The sequence below is a fragment of the Exiguobacterium sp. s129 genome (assembly GCF_018617585.1).
In the GTDB taxonomy this organism is placed as follows: Bacteria; Bacillota; Bacilli; order Exiguobacteriales; family Exiguobacteriaceae; genus Exiguobacterium; species Exiguobacterium aestuarii_A.
In genome coordinates, this window is record NZ_JACSKL010000015.1 from 15,587 (window position 1) to 34,118 (window position 18,532).

An 18,532-nucleotide genomic window follows, 5' to 3' on the forward strand; every position below is an offset into this window, starting at 1 on the left:
AATACCCCATAGTAGATGGAATTCAAATTCCGTTACTATGGGGTGTTTTTTATAGGACTCCATTGTAATCGTATAGAATATAAACACGAAAGGATGATGACAATGATTTTGTGGATCAACGGCGCATTCGGTTCGGGCAAGACAACCTGTGCCAAGATACTTGAGAAACAATTGCCGAACGCGTTTCTCTATGACCCGGAGCAGGCTGGGTTTTTCATTCGGAATCAATTACCGGAGAGCCTTCAGCAATCTGATTTTCAACATCACCCGGAATGGCGTGAGTTCAACTATCAGATGTTGTTGAAGATTGCCACATCCTTTGATGGAGTCATCCTCGTTCCGATGACACTCGTTGACGCAACGTATGTAGATGAAATCATCGGACGACTTCAACGGGAAGGCGTCGATGTACGACATATCATTCTCGAAGCGAATCGACGGACACTCGTGAAGCGATTGAATAAACGGTTCGAGTGGTTCAACTCTTGGGGGAAATCTCAAATCGACCGTTGCCAGTCCGCATTCGAATCTGACATCCATGCAGAAAAGATTGTAACGGATTATCAATCAAAACAAAATGTCGCGAGAGCAGTCGCTCAGCATGTAGGACTTACGCTTTCTTCAAAATGATTCAGATTCATACATTTCTTCCACGGGTTCGTCTTCCCATTGGATAACAAGCTCGCTTGCATGGGAGAGATTCAACTCCACCGTCTCACATGTCGTATCGGTCAACCACATGCATCGGAATAATAGCTGGCGGTAACCATACAACTCATCGACAATCTCGAACCGTCCGTTTTTGACGAACTGACTGAGTTGCTCGATTGGACACATCGAATAGGTCGTTTCACCAAATCGTGTAACGGAAGAAGAATCTCGATCTACGTTCGGAATCGTCACGGTGGCACATCCTGTCCATACCGCTTCTTTCTTGAACAAATCACGGATTCCATCTGCAAATACGAGACGTATCGTTGAACCAGTCACGGTCGCTTCTGTGATGACAGCGTCATGTAAGGAAATCGGGACGTTTCGGTTTCGCATCGTATATTGTTTCATCGAATTCCTCCTGAATTTACATTTTCGAAAGAATCATACTTATCTCATTTGGATCGAAACCGGATCAATTAAAAATAAATCAGATGCCGTTTCATACTCAATTACTTCAGCAGTGATACGTATATTGTGACCAATTCCAAAAGGGTCTGGAATATTTTCGCCTGTTAAATTTAAATCAAAGTAGTTCACATTACGAAGCTGAAAATTAGGACCTGGTGTTTCGCCCTCAGTGTAGTCACCTACAAGTATCAAATAGTCGAATCGAGTATCATAACTCCCGTGTTTATTTACATATGCAGTGTGTGCATCGAATTCAATTAATCTACCTTTGTATTCTTTTGCAAAATCTTTAGCTAACGGATCAGACTCGTAATCTAAACTCAATACAGCATTTAATTCTTCACTATTATCTCTCGTAAGCGTTTCGGGTTCTTCTTCAATTACTTCTTCAATTACCTCTTCAACTTCTTCATCATTTCCCGAACTATCTTTTTCGTCTTTAGAACTGGTGCTCTCACTTGATTCATCATTTTCAAATGTATGATATGTGATGATAATTTCTTCATCCTCCGCAACCCATTGTCCTTCAGAGTAATCAGTTTTCCCACCTATAGAAACTTCTTCAATTTCTCCATCTTTTGTAATCCAACCGGTAACTAAGTCCTCGATTGCTTTTGTTTTTATATCTTTAAATCCACTTTTTTCAAGGTCAGCCATCACCTCTTTATAGTTTTCGCCTTCATAATAGCTAGCAGATGTAGGAATTTTTATTTGACCTTCATGGTCACTTGCCTCATCCCCACATCCAACTAGAATTGAAGTCAGACTAAAAATCATTATGCCGTTTAAAATTTTTCTGTTCATAAGTCATTATCCTCCTGAAAATCGAATCGTCTTTTTATAAAGTATGGCAATAAAAAGATTAGATTTCCACAAGTAAATTATATTTTTAACTTATTTCCATTTTATTTTTTTCTGAAACACATAATTCTCCACTTGTTTCGTATATCGAGGACCTTTCATCGTCTTCTTCACTTCTGCGATATCGACGTCTTTCCCTTTCGGCAATTGGAAATACTCGTCGAGCCCCGCCTGAACGAGTTCATTCGCATTTCCCATGACCGCAATCAATTCGAACCCCTCATCAAATCGTGCCAGCGTCGCGTCTCCGTGACTATCGTTACAGAGCAAGATGCCGCCCGGCTTCAAATAGTCCTTCGTCGCCTGACCGACAAATCCAGCATATTGCGAGATGATCAAATCGACGGGTTCGATGTCGAGCGGCTGCATATAGTCCTGACCAAAGAATTCAATCGTACACGGCTCATCATATTCTTTTCGTTCATCAATCAATTCCTGTACCTTTTCGAGGTACTTGAAGAACCGAATCGTCCCTTTGAAACTGTCCACATAGATGACGTGAGGGACGACAAGGGATGGTGCGATATCGACGTGACTTCCAGGATAAAGCGCCCGCTTCACGTCGAAGGTGCTTGCAATCGTTTCGTACACTTGTTTCCGATTACCAATTTTTTGTGCATACATCTCATACATGTCTGTCACTTGTTCACGGTTCATCTAGACCCTCCTAGTATAAGTATCCGAGCAAATCGAGCTTTCCATCGGTCCATCGTTTGTCTCCCGCCTGACGAATCATTAATTCTTCAAAACGTGCTTCCCCAATCCCACGTGTCGTTTGATTCTCATCATCAATTTGAAGCCATGTGCATGTATTCGATACTGTATGAAACCCGACCCGTTCGTAAAGGTCTGGTCGGTCTGCGAATAATAAGAGAAAGTCGATTGAGTACTCTTCTCCAAGCGCAATGATTTTTTCCATTAGCTCCCGTCCGACCCCACGTCCACGCGCTTCTTCCCTCACGCATAAATCGATGATGCCGAGCACGTGAATCGGTTTCCCCTTCATATTCATCATGCGAAAGTCTAAACCGACTTGTCCGATGATTTGTTCGTCTTCATATGCAATTAATCGAAGATGCGGCAGTTGCTTGAAATAGCGGCGATTCGGATAAAGTGGCTCAAAAGATTTCACAAGTAACTCGGTCAACTGTTTATCGAGCGCCTCCCCAATCTCGAACTCCATCATCTGTTGAATATTCATGTCATTCCCCCGACTATATGTTTTTCGATCATACATTCATCATATCAGACATACTCTTTGTTTCTTTAGTAACTAAAAAAAGCACTTATGCTCATGCATAAGTACTTTCCCCCTACGTCATCATTGTTTAGGTTGCTTCACCAATAACTCACCCATCAGTTCAGAGACGACCCATTCCTCAACAATCAATCCCTCCTGGAAACGGGAAACGACCATGTCCACCCATTCGACCTGTTTTCCGCTCGCAGGAATGCCCATCATGTTTTCTCGATGTGTCCCGATCAGCGTTCGTTGCCACGAGACGGTATTCTCCGTCTGAACGAGTACCTCAATTTTCTTCACCTTGACGTCAGGAATCGCCGTCTTCATCTGTTTGGAGAAACGTCGAATGAATGCATGTCCTTGATACGTCCGTTCCCCTGCATGCGCGACATATTCTGTAGCGAACACTTCGGGGACGACTTGCATTTTTCCGAGCTCGATCACTTGATACGCCGCAAAACGAATCTGTTCCTCTCGATTCATCCGTTCGCCTCCTTCAGGTCAAATGGTTAACTCGAATGACTGGGATGGTTCATTGTGACACAAGTTCGTCCAAAGGCGCATGTGATGATTCGTTGCATCTCAATCAGCTTTTCGCTCAAACTCATGAAGGTGAGCTTTTGCGAACTCGAAAAACGTCCGTGGTTCTTCCCCTGTCAATTCTTTGAACGTATGTGTGACCGCCTTTGCTGTGCCAAGGCGCGTCATCAAATAAAGCGCCATTGTCACGTTCACGTATTCCGGGCTAAGTCCCCGTTCGTTGATATAGTGTGAACGATAGTGCAGCATACTCGGCTTGGCATAGGTGATTTTTTTCCCAGTCAATAGAGTCAGTTGGTTGGCGATGTCTACGTAATCGAGTGCTTCAGGACCTGTCAACGTATAAGCCACATGTTGATGAGCGTGAGGGTGTAGGAGAACATGAGCGATTGCTTTGCCGATATCTTCAGCATCGATAAAACTCACCTTACTGTTACCGGCAGGAATGAAAATCTCACGATCCTTTCTAATCTCCTCGGCATGGACACCGGTTAAATTCTGCATAAAGAAACCTGGACGAATATGTGCGTAAGGAATCGATGCCTCCTCAATCATTTTTTCGATTTTATGGTGGGGAGGGAATGGATTTCGTTCAACCCCCATCAACGATAAAAATGAGACGAGACGTACGGATTGTGCCTTCATCGCTCCAACGAACGGTCGAAAGACCTCAGCGTCCCCAATCTGAGGTGGTCGCATCAAAAACACACGGTCGACGCCATGTAATGCCTCTTCAAACGTGCTCGGATCCTCGAAGTCCAGTTTGACCGCTTTTATGCCCGGATAGCTCTTTTCTAACTCTTGTATGTGATTCCCAGCCACCACAACGTCTGAATCTCGTCCGTTCAAATAGTTGACGACATGTTTCCCTACATTACCCGTCGCTCCAGTCACGAGAATTGAACCCATCAATCCTTCACTCCTTGTCATCCATATTTTTTACGCTTAGTATCCGATGAACGTGTCCTTGATGATATTTTTCTTTCGTATGCCTTTATCTTTCAGACGTGTTGCGATTGATTTTGTCATCGCTGGTGAGCCGACCACAAAATAGTTGCCAGCATTGTGATATGTCTGAACGTATTTCTCGATTGACACATGCAAATCTTCTCTCTCCGTTACATACTCAACAGTAAATGGATTCCCCTCCTTCATGTTGTCAAACTCGTCCTTGTAGAGAAACGTTTCTTTTTGATCCATATAGAGCAAATGCAGTTTTTCAGGAGCCATCCCTTTATCGTGAAACACGTGCCTTACGATGGACTTGAACGGTGTGATCCCAATCCCGCCAGCAATGAGCACAGTCGGCTTTTTATCATGGATATAAAAACCACCGAAAGGTCCTCTCATGCTCATTTTCATGCCAGGTTCTAGATTCAACAAGGCTTGTTTGAACTCGCTCGGATTCTCTCCCACTCTAGTTGAAATCTCGATGTATCCATCTTCGGCAGTGGATGCGATGCTGAAGGCTCGAGTCGGTTTTGTGATTTTGTCGTGAGTGATTGTGAATGCACCATGTTGCCCGGCTTTCCAGTCAATCCGCTGAGCTGAACGAAAAATGAAAGTGTGAATATCTCCAACTTCATTGTGGTGTTTCTCAAAGATGATGTCGTGCCTCTTGAATATCGGTGAAAAATCTTGAATGAACCCCATGATTCTTCCTCCTTTATCAGAATAAAACGATTTCTCTTTGCATCGAATCACATGTCATCAAAGCGTTTCATCAGTTTGACTAAATATTCTTTCATGTTAGCCACTTCCTCTTTAGTGAACGCTTCAAATACCATTTCATTCACTTCATCAGAAATACGTCTCAGCTCGTCTACGAGTTTCAATGTCTCTTCGTTCAGCTTGAGGTACGCAGATCGCTTGTCATGTGGATTTTGCACTTTTTCAACGAAGCCGTCTCTTTCAAGCCTATTGATGATTGCAGAGATGGTCGGTCGATCGGACTCTAATCGCTGCGCGACTTCTGCTGACGTGATGTTCCCATTGTGACCCGTGATTTGATTCAATACCGAAAATTGCGTAGCTGTTAAATCATACTCTTGCAATCGTTTGTCTAACGTTCCTTTTAAAAATCGGGAAGACTTAATCAACAGATAAGACAAATTCTCCAAACAATCACCTTCTTTGTTTCGTTCTTAACATTCTTTGGTCTGATCAAAGAATCATTACTTCCCACACCACATAGTTCGTTTACTTACTATAAGTATACTAACTATCTGGGTACATATCAAATCAACATATATCTTCAGAAAAAGAGGTCCTGCCTTTTCGCGATAAGCGATAGGACAAGGACCCTCTCAAATCTCTTACTCTTCTTTCTCCATCCAAGCCACCGTCTCCACATGTGCCGTATGTGGAAACATGTCGACCGGTGTCACTTCCTTCAAGCGATACCCACGGTCTGCGAGGTAACGCATATCGCGTGCCTGTGTCGCGACGTTACATGAGACGTACACAATCCGTTTCGGTCCCATCTCGACCATTGTCTCGAGGAACGACTCGGCACATCCTTTACGCGGCGGATCGACGACGATGACGTCTGGATTCACGCCATCTTTCTTCCACTGCGGGAGCACATCTTCGGCCGCTCCACATGCATACGTCACGTTATCAATCTCATTGACGAGCGCATTTTGTTTCGCGTCCTCAATCGCTTCCGGGACAACTTCGACGCCATACACATGAGCCGCCTTCCGGGCGAGGAAGAGGCTGATCGTCCCGATGCCACAATACGCATCGACGACTTGCTCCGTACCTGACAGCTGTGCGTACTCCAGTGCTTTGCCGTACAACTTCTCCGTTTGGACCGGGTTGACTTGGAAGAACGAGTGCGGGGAAATCGTGAACGTCAGTCCTGCGATTTTATCCTCAATCGTCTCATGGCCGTATAGCAATTTGTTCGTCGCCCCGAGGATGACGTTCGTCTTGTCCGGGTTGACGTTTTGCATGATCGACGTCACGTCCGGGAGACGCTCGACGATGTCAGTGACAATCTCATTCACGCCTTTTAATTTCGTCGTCTTCGTGATGAGGACGATCATGAGTTCACCCGAATGGTATCCGTAGCGGGCCATGACATGACGGATGACCCCACGTCCTGTCTTCTCGTCATACGCCGGCACGCCACGTGCATCCAATACATCACGGACGACTTGGATTGCCTTGTCATTGCGCTCATCTTGAATCAAACATTCGCTCATCTCGACGATGTCATGCGAACGAGGACGATAAAAGCCCGAGACGAGACGGTCTCCTTCTTGTTTGAACGGAACTTGTGCCTTGTTGCGGTAGCGCCAGGGCTCTGGCATCCCAATCGTGTCATGGACCGATACATCGAACTGGCCGAGACGCTTCAGCGCATCGACGACGCGTTCCCGTTTTTGGCGAAGTTGTCCTTTATAGCTGAAGTGTTGCAGCTGGCAGCCGCCACATTGATAAAAGATCGGGCACGGCGGCTCGACACGGTCGGCGCTCGCTTCTTTCACGTTCAACAAACGGGCGAACCCGTACTGCTTGTTCGTCTTCGTCACGACGATTTCGACCGTCTCTCCTGGCAACGCGTTCGGGACGAACAACGTATAGCCGTCAACTCGTGCCACACCCGCCCCTTCATGGGTCAGATCATGGACATGCACGTCGAGACGGTCATTCTTTTTCACTGGTAGCATACGAATGCTCCTTCCATTGCAAATAGGAATGACTGATGTCGTCATTCCTATCTTTTCACTCTGCTTTATCTAGCGAAACATTAAACAATTGCTTGATCATCTGTTCGCGTTCATATTGTGCATTTAACTCTTCCATCTCGCGAATTCGGGCGTTCGGTGCGAGCACCGTCAAGTGACGGAACAAGTTCCGCATCTCACCTGTACACTCCCCACCGTACTCCCCGTCGATGTTCAAGCCCATCGGCTCGGTCGTCTTCATCTTGACGCGGCTCGTCTTCACATGTTCAACGAGCGGGCTCGATAAATGCTCTCCGCGGAGGAGAAGACGGACGACATGGATGAATTCGAACAAGTTACATTTCCGAAGGATGAACAAGTCAAACAACCCGTCATTCAACGACGCGTGCGGTGAGATTTTTTCAAATCCACCTACCGAATTTGTGTTCGATGTGAGGAAGACCATGACTTCGCCTTGGAATGTTCCTTCATCGTGCTCGAGCTCGATGTACGTCGGTTTGATGAGTGGAAGTTTCTCCATACCTTTTACGTAATACGCGAGCTGTCCGAGTGCCGTCTTCAACTTCGATGGCACCTCATACGAGAGCTCGGTCATGATCCCACCGCCTGCGATATTGATGAAATAGTGGATGTCACCTGTCTCGCCTTCGATTTCCCCAAGGTCGACCGGCATCTCGAACCCGTCACAGATGACGTCGAGTGCACCGACCACGCTCAGTGGGATTCGCATCGCCCGGGCAAAGTCGTTCGTCGTCCCGACCGGAATGAGACCGATCGTCGGACGATTCTCAAGCGGTGCGAGCCCTGAGATGACTTCATTCAATGTTCCGTCTCCACCTGCGGCGATGATGAGATCGAACTCGGCCGCTGAGGCCCGTTTTGCTTCGAGCGTGGCATCACCAATCGCTTTCGTCGCATACGTCGACGTCTCATAACCCGCATCCTCGAGGCGGTTCAAAATGTACGGGAGTTCCCGTTTGATCACTTCTTTACCAGATGTCGGGTTATAAATGACCCGCGCACGTTTCCGTTGCATATTGATTCTCTCCCCTATGCTCAACTCGAGCGAAAAGCGAGACACAAGTGTCTCGCCGCCTGCTTAGCGTTTCGCGATCTCTTCGTGGAACAAGCCATCGAGGAGTGCCGGGTTCGCCATCCCTTTCGTCTGTTTCATGATTTGCCCGATGATGAAGCCTTTCGCACGGTCTTTCCCGTTCTTGAAGTCTTCAATCATTTGCGGGTGTGCCTCGAACAATTCGAGGATGTAGCCGCGGAGTAAGTTCTCGTCCGAGATTTGGGCGAGATCGTTCGCTTCGACATACGCTTTCGGCTCTGCGCCTTCTTCCATCATCGCTGTGAAGACACGCTTCGCAATCTTCGATGAAATCGTCCCTTCCGCGATCAAGCGGATGAGTTCTGCGAGTGCTTCTGGCGTCAACTTCATCGTTTCGACCGTTTCATTCGACTTGTTCAAGTGACCGAGTACTTCACCCATGAGCCAGTTCGCTGCTGCCTTCGGTTCAGCTCCAGCCGCTGCCGTCGCTTCGAAGAAGTCCGAGAACTCACGCGTCGACGTGAGAGCTTTCGCGTCGTATGCCGAGAGACCGTATTGGTTCATGTAGCGTTCACGACGTGCTGCCGGCATCTCTGGAATCGTCGCGCGAATGCGCTCTTTCCACGCCTCATCGATTTCGAGACGGACGAGGTCCGGTTCTGGGAAGTAGCGGTAGTCCGCTGCCCCTTCTTTGACACGCATGAGAATCGTCTTTTTCGCTGCCTCGTCGTAGCGGAGCGTCTCTTGACGCATGACGCCACCTGAGAGGAGCAATTTACGGTGACGCGTCTCTTCAAAGTCGAGTGCTTTCAAGACGTTCGAGAACGAGTTCAAGTTCTTGAGCTCTGTCTTCGTGCCGAACTTCTCTTGCCCGAATGGACGGACCGAGATGTTACAGTCACAGCGAAGCGACCCTTCTTCCATCTTGACGTCCGAGACGCCAGCGAACGAAAGGACTTCTTTCAAACGTTCGAGGTATGCGACCGCATCTTTTGGTGAACGCATATCTGCTTCACTGACAATCTCGATGAGCGGTGAGCCGGTCCGGTTGAAGTCGACGACCGAGTGCTTCTCGCCCGTGTGGTTCATCTTCCCAGCATCTTCTTCCAAGTGCACGCGCTCGATGCGGAATCGTTTCATCTCGCCATCGACTTCGACGTCGACGTGGCCGTTTGAACCGATTGGCTTGTCAAACTGCGAGATTTGGTACGCTTTTGGCGTGTCTGGGTAGAAGTAGTTCTTACGGTCAAACTTTGTATCTGTCGCAATCTCACAGTTGAGTGCCATCGCCGCTTTGATGGCGAGGTTGACCGCTTCTTCGTTCAATTTAGGCAAGACGCCCGGGTGTCCGAGACAAATCGGACACGTCTGTGTATTCGTTTCGGCACCGTAAGTGCGTGAGCAGCCACACCAAATCTTCGACTTCGTGCTCAGCTCGGCGTGCACCTCGATCCCGATGATCGTTTCAAAGTTCATCGTACGTCCTCCTTAGAGCTGTGGCATCTTGAAACCGCCGTTTGCTTGTTCAAAAGCATGGGCCACGCGGTAAAGTGTTGATTCATCAAAGTAGTTCCCGATAATTTGAAGACCGACCGGAAGACCTTCTGAGAGACCTGCCGGGACCGAGATCGCCGGGATACCGACCAAGTTGACCGGAATCGTCATGATATCGTTCGCATACATCGTGAGCGGATCGTCGAGCTGTTCGCCGAGTTTGAACGCTGTCGTCGGTGCCGTTGGTCCAACGATGGCATCGTACTCCTTGAACACTTTCGCGAAGTCCTGCTTCATGAGGGTACGGACTTGTTGTGCTTTCTTATAGAACGCATCGTAATAACCAGAGCTGAGTGCATACGTCCCAAGCATGATCCGGCGTTTGACCTCGTCACCGAAACCTTGTTCACGCGAATACGTGAACACTTCGTCGAGCGTGTCCGCTTCGGCACGACGTCCGTAACGGATCCCGTCGAAACGAGCCAAGTTCGAAGAGGCTTCTGATGAGGCGAGCAAGTAGTAAGCCGAGAGCGCGTACTTCACGGACGGAATCGAGACCGTCTCAATCGTCGCACCGAGAGACTTGAGCGTCTCAATCGCTTTTTCAATCTGTTCACGGACGCCTGGCGCGACGCCTTCTGCCATGAACTCTTCCGGGAGGGCAAACTTCATACCCGTCAAATCTTGGTTGAGCGCTGCCGTATAGTCCGGCACCTCGACCTCGGCTGACGTCGAATCCATGTCACAGTGTCCCGCAATCGTATTCAATAAGTAAGCATTGTCTTCAACGGTACGCGTGAGCGGACCGATTTGGTCAAGTGAAGACGCGAAGGCAACGAGACCGAAGCGTGAGACGAGACCGTATGTCGGTTTCATTCCGACGACACCGCAATACGCGGCTGGTTGACGAATCGAACCACCCGTATCCGAACCGAGGCTAAAGAGGACTTGTCCAGCTGCGACCGATGCCGCTGAACCGCCTGAAGAACCTCCTGGTACACGTGTCGGGTCCCATGGGTTACGGACCGGTTTGAACGCCGAGTTCTCGTTCGATGAACCCATCGCAAACTCGTCCATGTTCAACTTTCCGATTGTGACGGCACCAGCGTCATGAAGACGCTCGACGACTGTCGCATCGTGGGCCGGGACGAAGTTCTCGAGGAACGTCGAGGCACATGTCGTGCGCATCTCTTTTGTAACGATGTTGTCTTTCACACCGATTGGCATCCCGAAGAGCGGGTCTTCTGATGTTTTGGCGAGCTCATCCATGCGTTTCGCTTGCTCGAACGCATCTTCATTGAGCGTCAAAAACGCACCAATTTTGTCATCTGTCGCTTCGATGCGGTCGAACGACTCTTTGACGAGGTCCGTGACCGTGACTTCGCCTTCTTTTAATAGCGTATGCAGCTTCGCTACACCGTGGTCAAATAAACTCATGAAAGGCCTCCTTACTCAAAGACTGCAGGGACACGGACTTGACCGTTCTCCCAGTCAGGTGCCATCCGTTCGACTTCCTCACGTGGAAGCGATGGACGAACCTCGTCTTTGCGTAGTACGTTTTTCAAATCTAGGGCATGGGTCGTCGGTTCGACGCCCGTTGTATCCAGCTCATCGAGTTGCTCGGCGAACTCGAGAATTTTTGTCAATTGCTCCGTGAAGTGCGTCACTTCTTCATCCGTGATCGCAAGTCGGGCAAGTCCGGCGACGTGCCGAACTTCAGCTTCTGTAATACGAGCCAAAATTCCCACCTCCAACAGTTTTCAATACATCGTTCATTATCATACCACTTTTTCATAAGACAAAAAAGGAAATCTATCTTGTTCTAAATTGTCTCATTTTTATCAAACTAGGGGAATCCTTCCCGAATATTGACCCGCTTTCAAAATCAGCTATACGGTCGGAGCGCGATTCTGATTATGCTTATGTATAGAAACGATTCGTTAAGGAGGAATCATATGTCGATCCGAAATAAACTGATCACCGCATTCAGCATCATGTTCGTTTTGCTCCTCGGTGTAAGCGGTTACTCTTGGTATGCTTTGAACTTAGAAAAGGAAGCACAACATGATATGACCGTCTCCTGGGTACCAGGGATGGACCAAATCCATCAAGTCGATAAACAATTGCTCGAACTCCGTCGTCACTTGCTTCGTCACGCCCTCGTCGACGATGCGGTGACAAAACAAAATATCGAGCGAGACATCCAAGCATCCGTTGCGATTTTAGAACAGCGGATGGATGGTTATGAAGCGACAATTATTATGGAAGAGGATCAACGACTCTTCGATGAAGCTAGCGCGAACTGGAACAACTTCCAAACAATCATGAACGAACTCATTCGTATTTCAAATGAAGAAGGTGAAGGAGCTGCGGAAGAATACATTCGTGATACAGCAACCGCAAGCGCGGATACGCTCTCGAACGCTCTCGGTCTTCTCGTCAACTTGAACCGTGAAGAGATTCAAACGGACACGGCTGCTGCGGCTGAGATGTTTGAACAGGTCCAGCTGACACTCCTCATCGTTCTCGGGGTCGCGGCCGTTATGACGATTCTCATGATGCTCTTCATCTTCCGTTCGATCTTCGAACCGCTCAAAGAGTTCAAAACGAAGATGCATGAACTGGCAACGAGCGAAGGCGATTTGACGACGTCGATTCCTGTGAAGCGTCGTGACGAGTTCGCCGGACTTGCACGCGACTTCAATCAGTTCATCGCCAACTTGCGTCAGTTGATTCTGCAAGTGAACGATGTGACAACGGGCGTGACGAAACAATCAAACCATATGTATGACGAATTGAAAGAACTCGATACGTATATGACGACTGCGGCGACGACAGAAGACTTGACTGCCGGCATGCAACAGACAGCCGCGAGCGCGCAAGAGATGAACGCGTCTGCGTCGGATATGGAACGGACGATTCATCATATCGTGACGATGGCTGATGAGCGAAAAGTTGAAGCCAAACAGATTGATGAACGCGCCCTCTCTCTGAAGTCACATGCGGTGGAAGCGAAAGAAAACGCCATCAGCGTTCTGCAGTCGACACGCACGAACTTAGAGAAAGCGATGCAAGACGCCAAAGCTGTCCGTGAAATCGCAACGCTCACGAACGATATTCTCGACATCGCCGCTCAAACGAACCTGCTCTCCCTCAATGCTTCGATTGAGGCAGCCCGTGCCGGTGAGGCTGGTCGTGGATTCGCCGTTGTCGCTGATGAGATTCGAAAACTTGCCGAGACGAGTCGGTCGACTGTCGAACGCATCCAGGCCATCTCGACGACGGTCCTTCATTCGGTCGATCACTTGAATGAAAGCTCAGGTCAGATGCTTCACTTCCTCGATACGAACGTATTGAAAGACTATGACCAACTCGAGGAGGCGGCCGGCCAATATAGCGAGGACGCGGGTCGTTTCGAAACGACAGCGACCGAGTTCGCCGCTGCCGCGGGTGAACTTGAACTATTGACGTCGAATATGATCGGCGTCATTCAAGACGTGGCAACGACCGTCAACAATGGGGCGCTCGGGACCCAGGAGATTGCTGAAAAAGTGACGATGTCCGTCGATCGCTTCGCTGAATTGAACCGAGCGACCGAACAATCGCAACAAAAGATGGAAGAACTCGATTCGTTGATTCGACAATTCAAGGTATGACTAAAACCCGCCGACACGTGATGTTCGGCGGGTTTTCTCATCAAGCGGCAGATTGTGCCACTTCTTTTTTACGTTCGAGTTCGAATCGTTTTGTCTCGGCGACGACGACACCTGAAAGGAACAAGAGCCCAATCAAGTTCGGAATCGCCATGAGACCGTTGAACACATCCGAGATTGACCAAATCAAATTCAAGTTCGTCGTCATCGCACCGAGTCCTGCGACTAAAATATAGAGGACACGATACGGGACGATGACTTTTTCCCCAAGTAAATAGTATGCGGAACGTTCCCCGTAATAACACCAGCCAAGGACGGTCGAATAGGCGAAGAAGACGAGTGAGACGGTCACGATGATTTCACCAATCGGTCCTAAGAAATAGGCAAATGACGCTTGCGTCAAGGCAATCCCTTCGAGTCCTTCCGTATATTGACCACCCATGACAATCGTGAGTCCGGTAATCGAACAGACGATGAGTGTATCAATCAACACCTGTGTCATCGAGACGAGTGCTTGTCGTCCCGGGAAGTCAGTCTTCGCTGCCGCGGCCGCGATCGGTGCAGATCCAAGTCCTGCCTCGTTAGAGAACACACCGCGCGCGACCCCGTAGCGAATCGCGGCACCTAACGCACCCCCACCGATGGCTTCGGCACTGAATGTGCTCGAGAACATCGTTGATAAGGCACCCGGTACCAATTCAAAGTTCATGATGAGAATCACAAGCCCGCTTCCTACATATGCAAAAATCATGAACGGAACGAAGATCCCGACGACTTTTCCGATCGATTTGACACCACCTAAAATGACAAACGCTGTTACCGCCATCATGACGATTCCTGTCACAACCATTGGGACGTTGAACGAATTGTTCAAGGCGAGACTGATCGAGTTCGTCTGTACCCCGTTCCCAATCCCAAAGGCTGCGACCGATGCGAATAAGGCAAACAACATGCCGAGCCACTTTTTCTTTAGCCCGTGTTCTAAGTAATACATCGGTCCCCCGGCAATTTCGCCTCGTTCATCAACGACACGATATTTGACCGCCAGGATGGCCTCCGCGTATTTCGTCGCCATTCCGACAAAACCGGATAACCACATCCAAACGACTGCGCCCGGTCCCCCGAGGACGATTGCCGTCGCGACACCGACCATGTTTCCGGTACCGACCGTGGCCGCCAATGCCGTCATCAATGCTTGGAAATGCGAGATGTCCCCACGTTGTTTCTTCTTCGGTTTCTCATTCTTTGGAATAAAGGCCTCTTTCAAGCCGACACCAAGCCTCGTCACTTGAATAAAGCCGAGACGGACGGTCAGGAAGATTCCAGTCCCGACAAGTAAGATTAATAAATGTGGCCCCCACACGAGATTTGATAAACTCGACAGCCAACTTTCAATTTGATTCACTGTGTTGCTCTCCTCCTACGTTCTTGATTTGAGCGCTCTCCCTATATTTTTCAGAACATTCACAATCGAGTCAAGGTACGCCACCTAAAGAAAGCGTTTTCATAATGTTATATAATTGTAATATTTTCCCTAAACCCTTGTTCTTAAGAGCTTCTTAAAATTTATTTCGAAATATGATTGTAATATACTTAAGAAAAAATAAGTATCGATTTCACAATCCATACGTATCGTTGATCGATAGACTGAATCTCAACGAGAAATTGATTCGTCCCAAAAGAAAAAACCGCTCGTGGCGGCTTGAGAGCAATGACCAATTACGGGCAGGCGAGACTCCCGAGGGAATAGCAAGCAAAGGGAGACCCAGCAACGACCGAAAGTCGCGATGCGGCTCACTGCTTGCCCCTAGGAAAGCAACCCGTGCCTGTACTTGGTCAAAAAAGACTGTAGACCTATATTGTCTACAGTCTGAGACCGCTCCATTTTCTCGTTTTATGAATGAATGGCAGATACGACTTCTTCAACGTGTCCCTTCACTTTGACGTTACGCCACTCTTCTTGAATGTAGCCGTCCTCGTTAATCAGGAACGTCGAACGGACGATGCCGTAATACTCTTTCCCGTAATTCTTCTTCAGTTGCCAAACGCCGTACAATTCAGACGCTTCATGATTCTCGTCGACGAGCAAATCGAACGGTAACTCATTCTTCGCGATAAAGTTCTGGTGCTTCTTCTGACTGTCCGCTGAAATCCCGATGACGACCGCGCCTTCCATCTTCGGCATCGCATCACGGAAATCACACGCTTCCGTCGTGCAACCCGGTGTCGAGTCACGAGGATAAAAATACAAAACGACTTTCTTGCCTAAATAGTCTTTCAGTGAGACCGTCTCTCCATTTTGGTTCGGTAATGAAAATGTAGGTGCGAGCATCTGTTTTCCTCCTTAACCGAACGACGGATCGACGAGTTGTTCGTCGAAGCCATCAATCGCTTCCTCTAATTTTGTCTTCAATGGATCGAGAACTTCGATATACTCGATTGGATCTTCAGTGGCGGCCGCTTTTTGAAGCGTCTTTTCATTGTCGGTATACCACGTCTCATATGCTTTAAAATAATCGGCCATGATCGCTTGGTTCTCTTCGACCGTCAACGTCTCCGCCATCAAAAGAAAGACGTTATTGTCCGCCTCGAGCGCCGTATAGTCGGTCTGGGCGTTGACTCGGTCATAGATCGGTCCCGCCTCATCTTCAGGAACCTCTGCAAGACGGGCGTTCGCTTCCGCATTGACCCCATATTCGTTGGCCTGTATCCCGATGAGGAGCTCTCCGACTTCGGCGATGACATCCTCTGGTAACGTAGTCGGCGTGATGACGAGCGACCATTCGTCGCCTTCTTTCACAGCGACTTTACTGAGTCGGTTCGGGAGCGGATTGCCGTCTTGGTCGACCATTTCATGAACGAGAAACGCCACGTCTTCGTCCTCGTTGACCCAACTCTCATAGATGTCACCCGGGGCAAGCTGACGCGTGACGGCACCGGTCGCCGGAATGTCAGTCAAGCGACCCGCGTAGTCGATGGCTGCGAGCGCCTCGGCATCGCCCGATTCGAGCGCCGTTTGATAGTCCGCGTACACTTCCGTGACAGCGTCTGGCAATGCGCGTTTCGTTTCTTCTACAACCGTCTCTTCGTCGTTCCCACATGCCCCGAGCGTGAAGACGAGGAGGAGCGGAATGAGCCATTTTCTCATGTTGTTCGTCCTTTCTAAAGCCGTGTTCTCCCCCATCCTACCATGTCTCGAATCGTCGCTCCAATGGCATGTGTTTCTGGAAAATTGTTTCACTAGGATTTCTACGATAATTTCGATACAATACAGACGTAAGCGCTTTAACGCTCAACATCACTTTAAGGGGGAACGAGAATGATTCCATACAAACATGAACCATTCACAGACTTTACACAAAAAGAGAATGCCGATGCGATCCAAGCGGCAATCGAGAAAGTGAACGGTGAGCTCGGGAAAGACTATCCGCTCGTAATCGGTGGGGAAAAGGTTACGACGGAAGGTAAAATCACGTCTTACAACCCAGCGAACAAAGAAGAAGTGATTGGTCGCGTCTCAAAAGCAAACCAAGAGCTCGCAGAACGTGCGATGCAAGAAGCACTCACAGCATTTGACTCATGGCGCCACGTCGACCCATCCGTCCGCGCAGACGTCTTGTTCAAAGCAGCGAACATCGTCCGCAAACGCAAGCATGAGTTCTCAGCTTATCTCGTCAAAGAAGCTGGTAAGCCATGGAACGAAGCAGATGCGGATACAGCAGAAGCGATCGACTTCATGGAATACTATGCACGTCAGATGCTCGAACTCAAACCTGGTAAGAAAGTCGAGAGCCGTCCAGGCGAATACAACCGTTATGACTACATCCCACTCGGGGTCGGGATTGTCATTAGCCCATGGAACTTCCCGTTCGCAATCATGGCCGGTACAGCTGTTGCGGCAATCGTTGCCGGTAACACGATTCTCTTGAAGCCAGCTTCAACGACACCAATCGTTGCTGCAAAATTCGTCGAAGTGATGGAAGAAGCAGGTCTTCCAAAAGGTGTCCTCAACTTCATCCCAGGACCTGGCGCAGAAGTTGGAGACTACCTCGTCGACCATCCGAAGACTCGTTTCATCAGCTTCACAGGATCACGTGATGTGGGACTCCGCATCAACGAACGTGCTTCTAAATTGAACGAAGGTCAAATCTGGCTCAAACGCGTCATCGCAGAGATGGGCGGAAAAGATACAATCGTCGTCGACGAGTCAGCGGATCTCGAACTCGCAGCACAATCGATCGTCAAATCGGCATTCGGTTTCTCAGGTCAGAAATGTTCAGCTTGTTCACGTGCCGTCATCGTCGACAGCGTTTATGATACGGTACTTGATCGCGTCGTCGAACTCACGAACGAACTCTCTGTCGGAAACACAGAGAAGAACGAACACTTCATGGGACCGGTCATCGACGCAGCAGCCTTCAAGAAAATCACATCGTACTTCGATGTGGCAAAAGAAGAAGGACGCATCGTCGCAGGTGGAAACGCTGATGATTCAACAGGCTACTTCATCGAGCCGACGGTTGTCGCAGACGTCGACCCGAAAGCACGTCTCATGCAAGAAGAGATCTTTGGACCAGTCGTCGCCTTCACAAAAGCGAAAGACTTCAAAGAAGCGATCGACATCGCGAACAACACAGAATACGGCTTGACAGGTGCAGTGCTTACGCGTGACCGCGCAAACCAAGAGTTCGCTCGCCAAAACTTCCACGTTGGTAACCTTTACTTCAACCGTGGTTGCACAGGCGCAATCGTCGGCTACCAGCCGTTCGGTGGATTCAACATGTCAGGAACGGATTCAAAAGCAGGTGGACCGGATTACATCCAACTCCACATGCAAGCGAAGACAACATCTGAGACATTCTAATCAATA

19 protein-coding genes are annotated in these 18,532 nt (G+C 48.7%); 3 read left to right on the forward strand and 16 right to left on the reverse strand.

The window, feature by feature from the left end; genetic code table 11:
* The first annotated feature begins 102 nt into the window (after positions 1-102).
* On the forward strand, positions 103-630 hold the full coding sequence (locus KNO92_RS13045; RefSeq protein WP_214761615.1) for an AAA family ATPase: 528 nt from the start codon (positions 103-105) through the stop codon (positions 628-630).
* Here the strand turns inward: KNO92_RS13045 and KNO92_RS13050 are convergent.
* The 13 genes from KNO92_RS13050 to gatC form a co-directional block, all read right to left on the reverse strand.
* The gene (locus KNO92_RS13050; RefSeq protein WP_214761617.1) at positions 622-1,062 is read right to left on the reverse strand and encodes a hypothetical protein; all 441 of its coding nucleotides are present in this window, start codon (positions 1,060-1,062) and stop codon (positions 622-624) included. The genes KNO92_RS13045 and KNO92_RS13050 overlap by 9 nt on opposite strands.
* A gap of 39 nt (positions 1,063-1,101) precedes the next feature.
* Entirely contained in the window at positions 1,102-1,926 is an 825-nt protein-coding gene (locus KNO92_RS13055) for a DUF4839 domain-containing protein (RefSeq protein WP_214761620.1), read from the reverse strand.
* Positions 1,927-2,016: 90 nt separating this feature from the next.
* Positions 2,017-2,640: a hypothetical protein gene (locus KNO92_RS13060; RefSeq protein WP_214761622.1), complete on the reverse strand. Its 624-nt coding sequence runs from the start codon at positions 2,638-2,640 to the stop codon at positions 2,017-2,019.
* A 10-nt stretch (positions 2,641-2,650) separates the two neighbouring features.
* A complete protein-coding gene (locus KNO92_RS13065) occupies positions 2,651-3,184 on the reverse strand; it encodes a GNAT family N-acetyltransferase (protein WP_214693799.1) in 534 nt (177 codons plus the stop codon).
* Between the two features lie 120 nt (positions 3,185-3,304).
* Positions 3,305-3,709 (reverse strand): ester cyclase, encoded by a 405-nt coding sequence (locus KNO92_RS13070; protein ID WP_214693801.1) that lies wholly within the window; start codon positions 3,707-3,709, stop codon positions 3,305-3,307.
* A 99-nt stretch (positions 3,710-3,808) separates the two neighbouring features.
* Positions 3,809-4,675 (reverse strand): SDR family oxidoreductase, encoded by an 867-nt coding sequence (locus tag KNO92_RS13075; RefSeq protein ID WP_251126898.1) that lies wholly within the window; start codon positions 4,673-4,675, stop codon positions 3,809-3,811.
* Between the two features lie 36 nt (positions 4,676-4,711).
* Complete coding sequence (locus KNO92_RS13080; RefSeq protein ID WP_214693804.1) at positions 4,712-5,419, reverse strand: FAD-dependent oxidoreductase; 708 nt, start codon at positions 5,417-5,419, stop codon at positions 4,712-4,714.
* A 47-nt stretch (positions 5,420-5,466) separates the two neighbouring features.
* Positions 5,467-5,886 (reverse strand): MarR family winged helix-turn-helix transcriptional regulator, encoded by a 420-nt coding sequence (locus KNO92_RS13085; protein WP_214693806.1) that lies wholly within the window; start codon positions 5,884-5,886, stop codon positions 5,467-5,469.
* A 195-nt stretch (positions 5,887-6,081) separates the two neighbouring features.
* On the reverse strand, positions 6,082-7,443 hold the full coding sequence (rlmD, locus tag KNO92_RS13090) for a 23S rRNA (uracil(1939)-C(5))-methyltransferase RlmD (RefSeq protein WP_214761624.1): 1,362 nt from the start codon (positions 7,441-7,443) through the stop codon (positions 6,082-6,084).
* Positions 7,444-7,498: 55 nt separating this feature from the next.
* Positions 7,499-8,497: a diacylglycerol kinase gene (locus tag KNO92_RS13095; RefSeq protein WP_214761626.1), complete on the reverse strand. Its 999-nt coding sequence runs from the start codon at positions 8,495-8,497 to the stop codon at positions 7,499-7,501.
* Between the two features lie 63 nt (positions 8,498-8,560).
* A complete protein-coding gene (gene gatB / locus KNO92_RS13100; RefSeq protein ID WP_214761628.1) occupies positions 8,561-9,991 on the reverse strand; it encodes an Asp-tRNA(Asn)/Glu-tRNA(Gln) amidotransferase subunit GatB in 1,431 nt (476 codons plus the stop codon).
* 12 nt (positions 9,992-10,003) lie between these two features.
* On the reverse strand, positions 10,004-11,446 hold the full coding sequence (gene gatA, locus KNO92_RS13105) for an Asp-tRNA(Asn)/Glu-tRNA(Gln) amidotransferase subunit GatA (RefSeq protein ID WP_214761630.1): 1,443 nt from the start codon (positions 11,444-11,446) through the stop codon (positions 10,004-10,006).
* Between the two features lie 11 nt (positions 11,447-11,457).
* The gene (gene gatC, locus KNO92_RS13110) at positions 11,458-11,748 is read right to left on the reverse strand and encodes an Asp-tRNA(Asn)/Glu-tRNA(Gln) amidotransferase subunit GatC (protein WP_012727041.1); all 291 of its coding nucleotides are present in this window, start codon (positions 11,746-11,748) and stop codon (positions 11,458-11,460) included.
* Positions 11,749-11,964: 216 nt separating this feature from the next.
* Here gatC and KNO92_RS13115 point away from each other — a divergent pair, with 216 nt between their 5' ends.
* Entirely contained in the window at positions 11,965-13,665 is a 1,701-nt protein-coding gene (locus KNO92_RS13115) for a methyl-accepting chemotaxis protein (protein ID WP_214761632.1), read from the forward strand.
* A 40-nt stretch (positions 13,666-13,705) separates the two neighbouring features.
* Here the strand turns inward: KNO92_RS13115 and KNO92_RS13120 are convergent, their stop codons facing one another.
* The 3 genes from KNO92_RS13120 to KNO92_RS13130 form a co-directional block, all read right to left on the reverse strand.
* Entirely contained in the window at positions 13,706-15,067 is a 1,362-nt protein-coding gene (locus tag KNO92_RS13120) for an alanine/glycine:cation symporter family protein (RefSeq protein WP_214761634.1), read from the reverse strand.
* Positions 15,068-15,556: 489 nt separating this feature from the next.
* Complete coding sequence (gene bcp / locus KNO92_RS13125; protein WP_214761636.1) at positions 15,557-15,994, reverse strand: thioredoxin-dependent thiol peroxidase; 438 nt, start codon at positions 15,992-15,994, stop codon at positions 15,557-15,559.
* A 12-nt stretch (positions 15,995-16,006) separates the two neighbouring features.
* On the reverse strand, positions 16,007-16,810 hold the full coding sequence (locus tag KNO92_RS13130) for a nuclear transport factor 2 family protein (protein ID WP_214761638.1): 804 nt from the start codon (positions 16,808-16,810) through the stop codon (positions 16,007-16,009).
* A 171-nt stretch (positions 16,811-16,981) separates the two neighbouring features.
* Between KNO92_RS13130 and pruA the strand changes: the two genes are divergently transcribed.
* The gene (gene pruA / locus KNO92_RS13135; RefSeq protein ID WP_214761641.1) at positions 16,982-18,526 is read left to right on the forward strand and encodes an L-glutamate gamma-semialdehyde dehydrogenase; all 1,545 of its coding nucleotides are present in this window, start codon (positions 16,982-16,984) and stop codon (positions 18,524-18,526) included.
* Positions 18,527-18,532 lie beyond the last annotated feature (6 nt).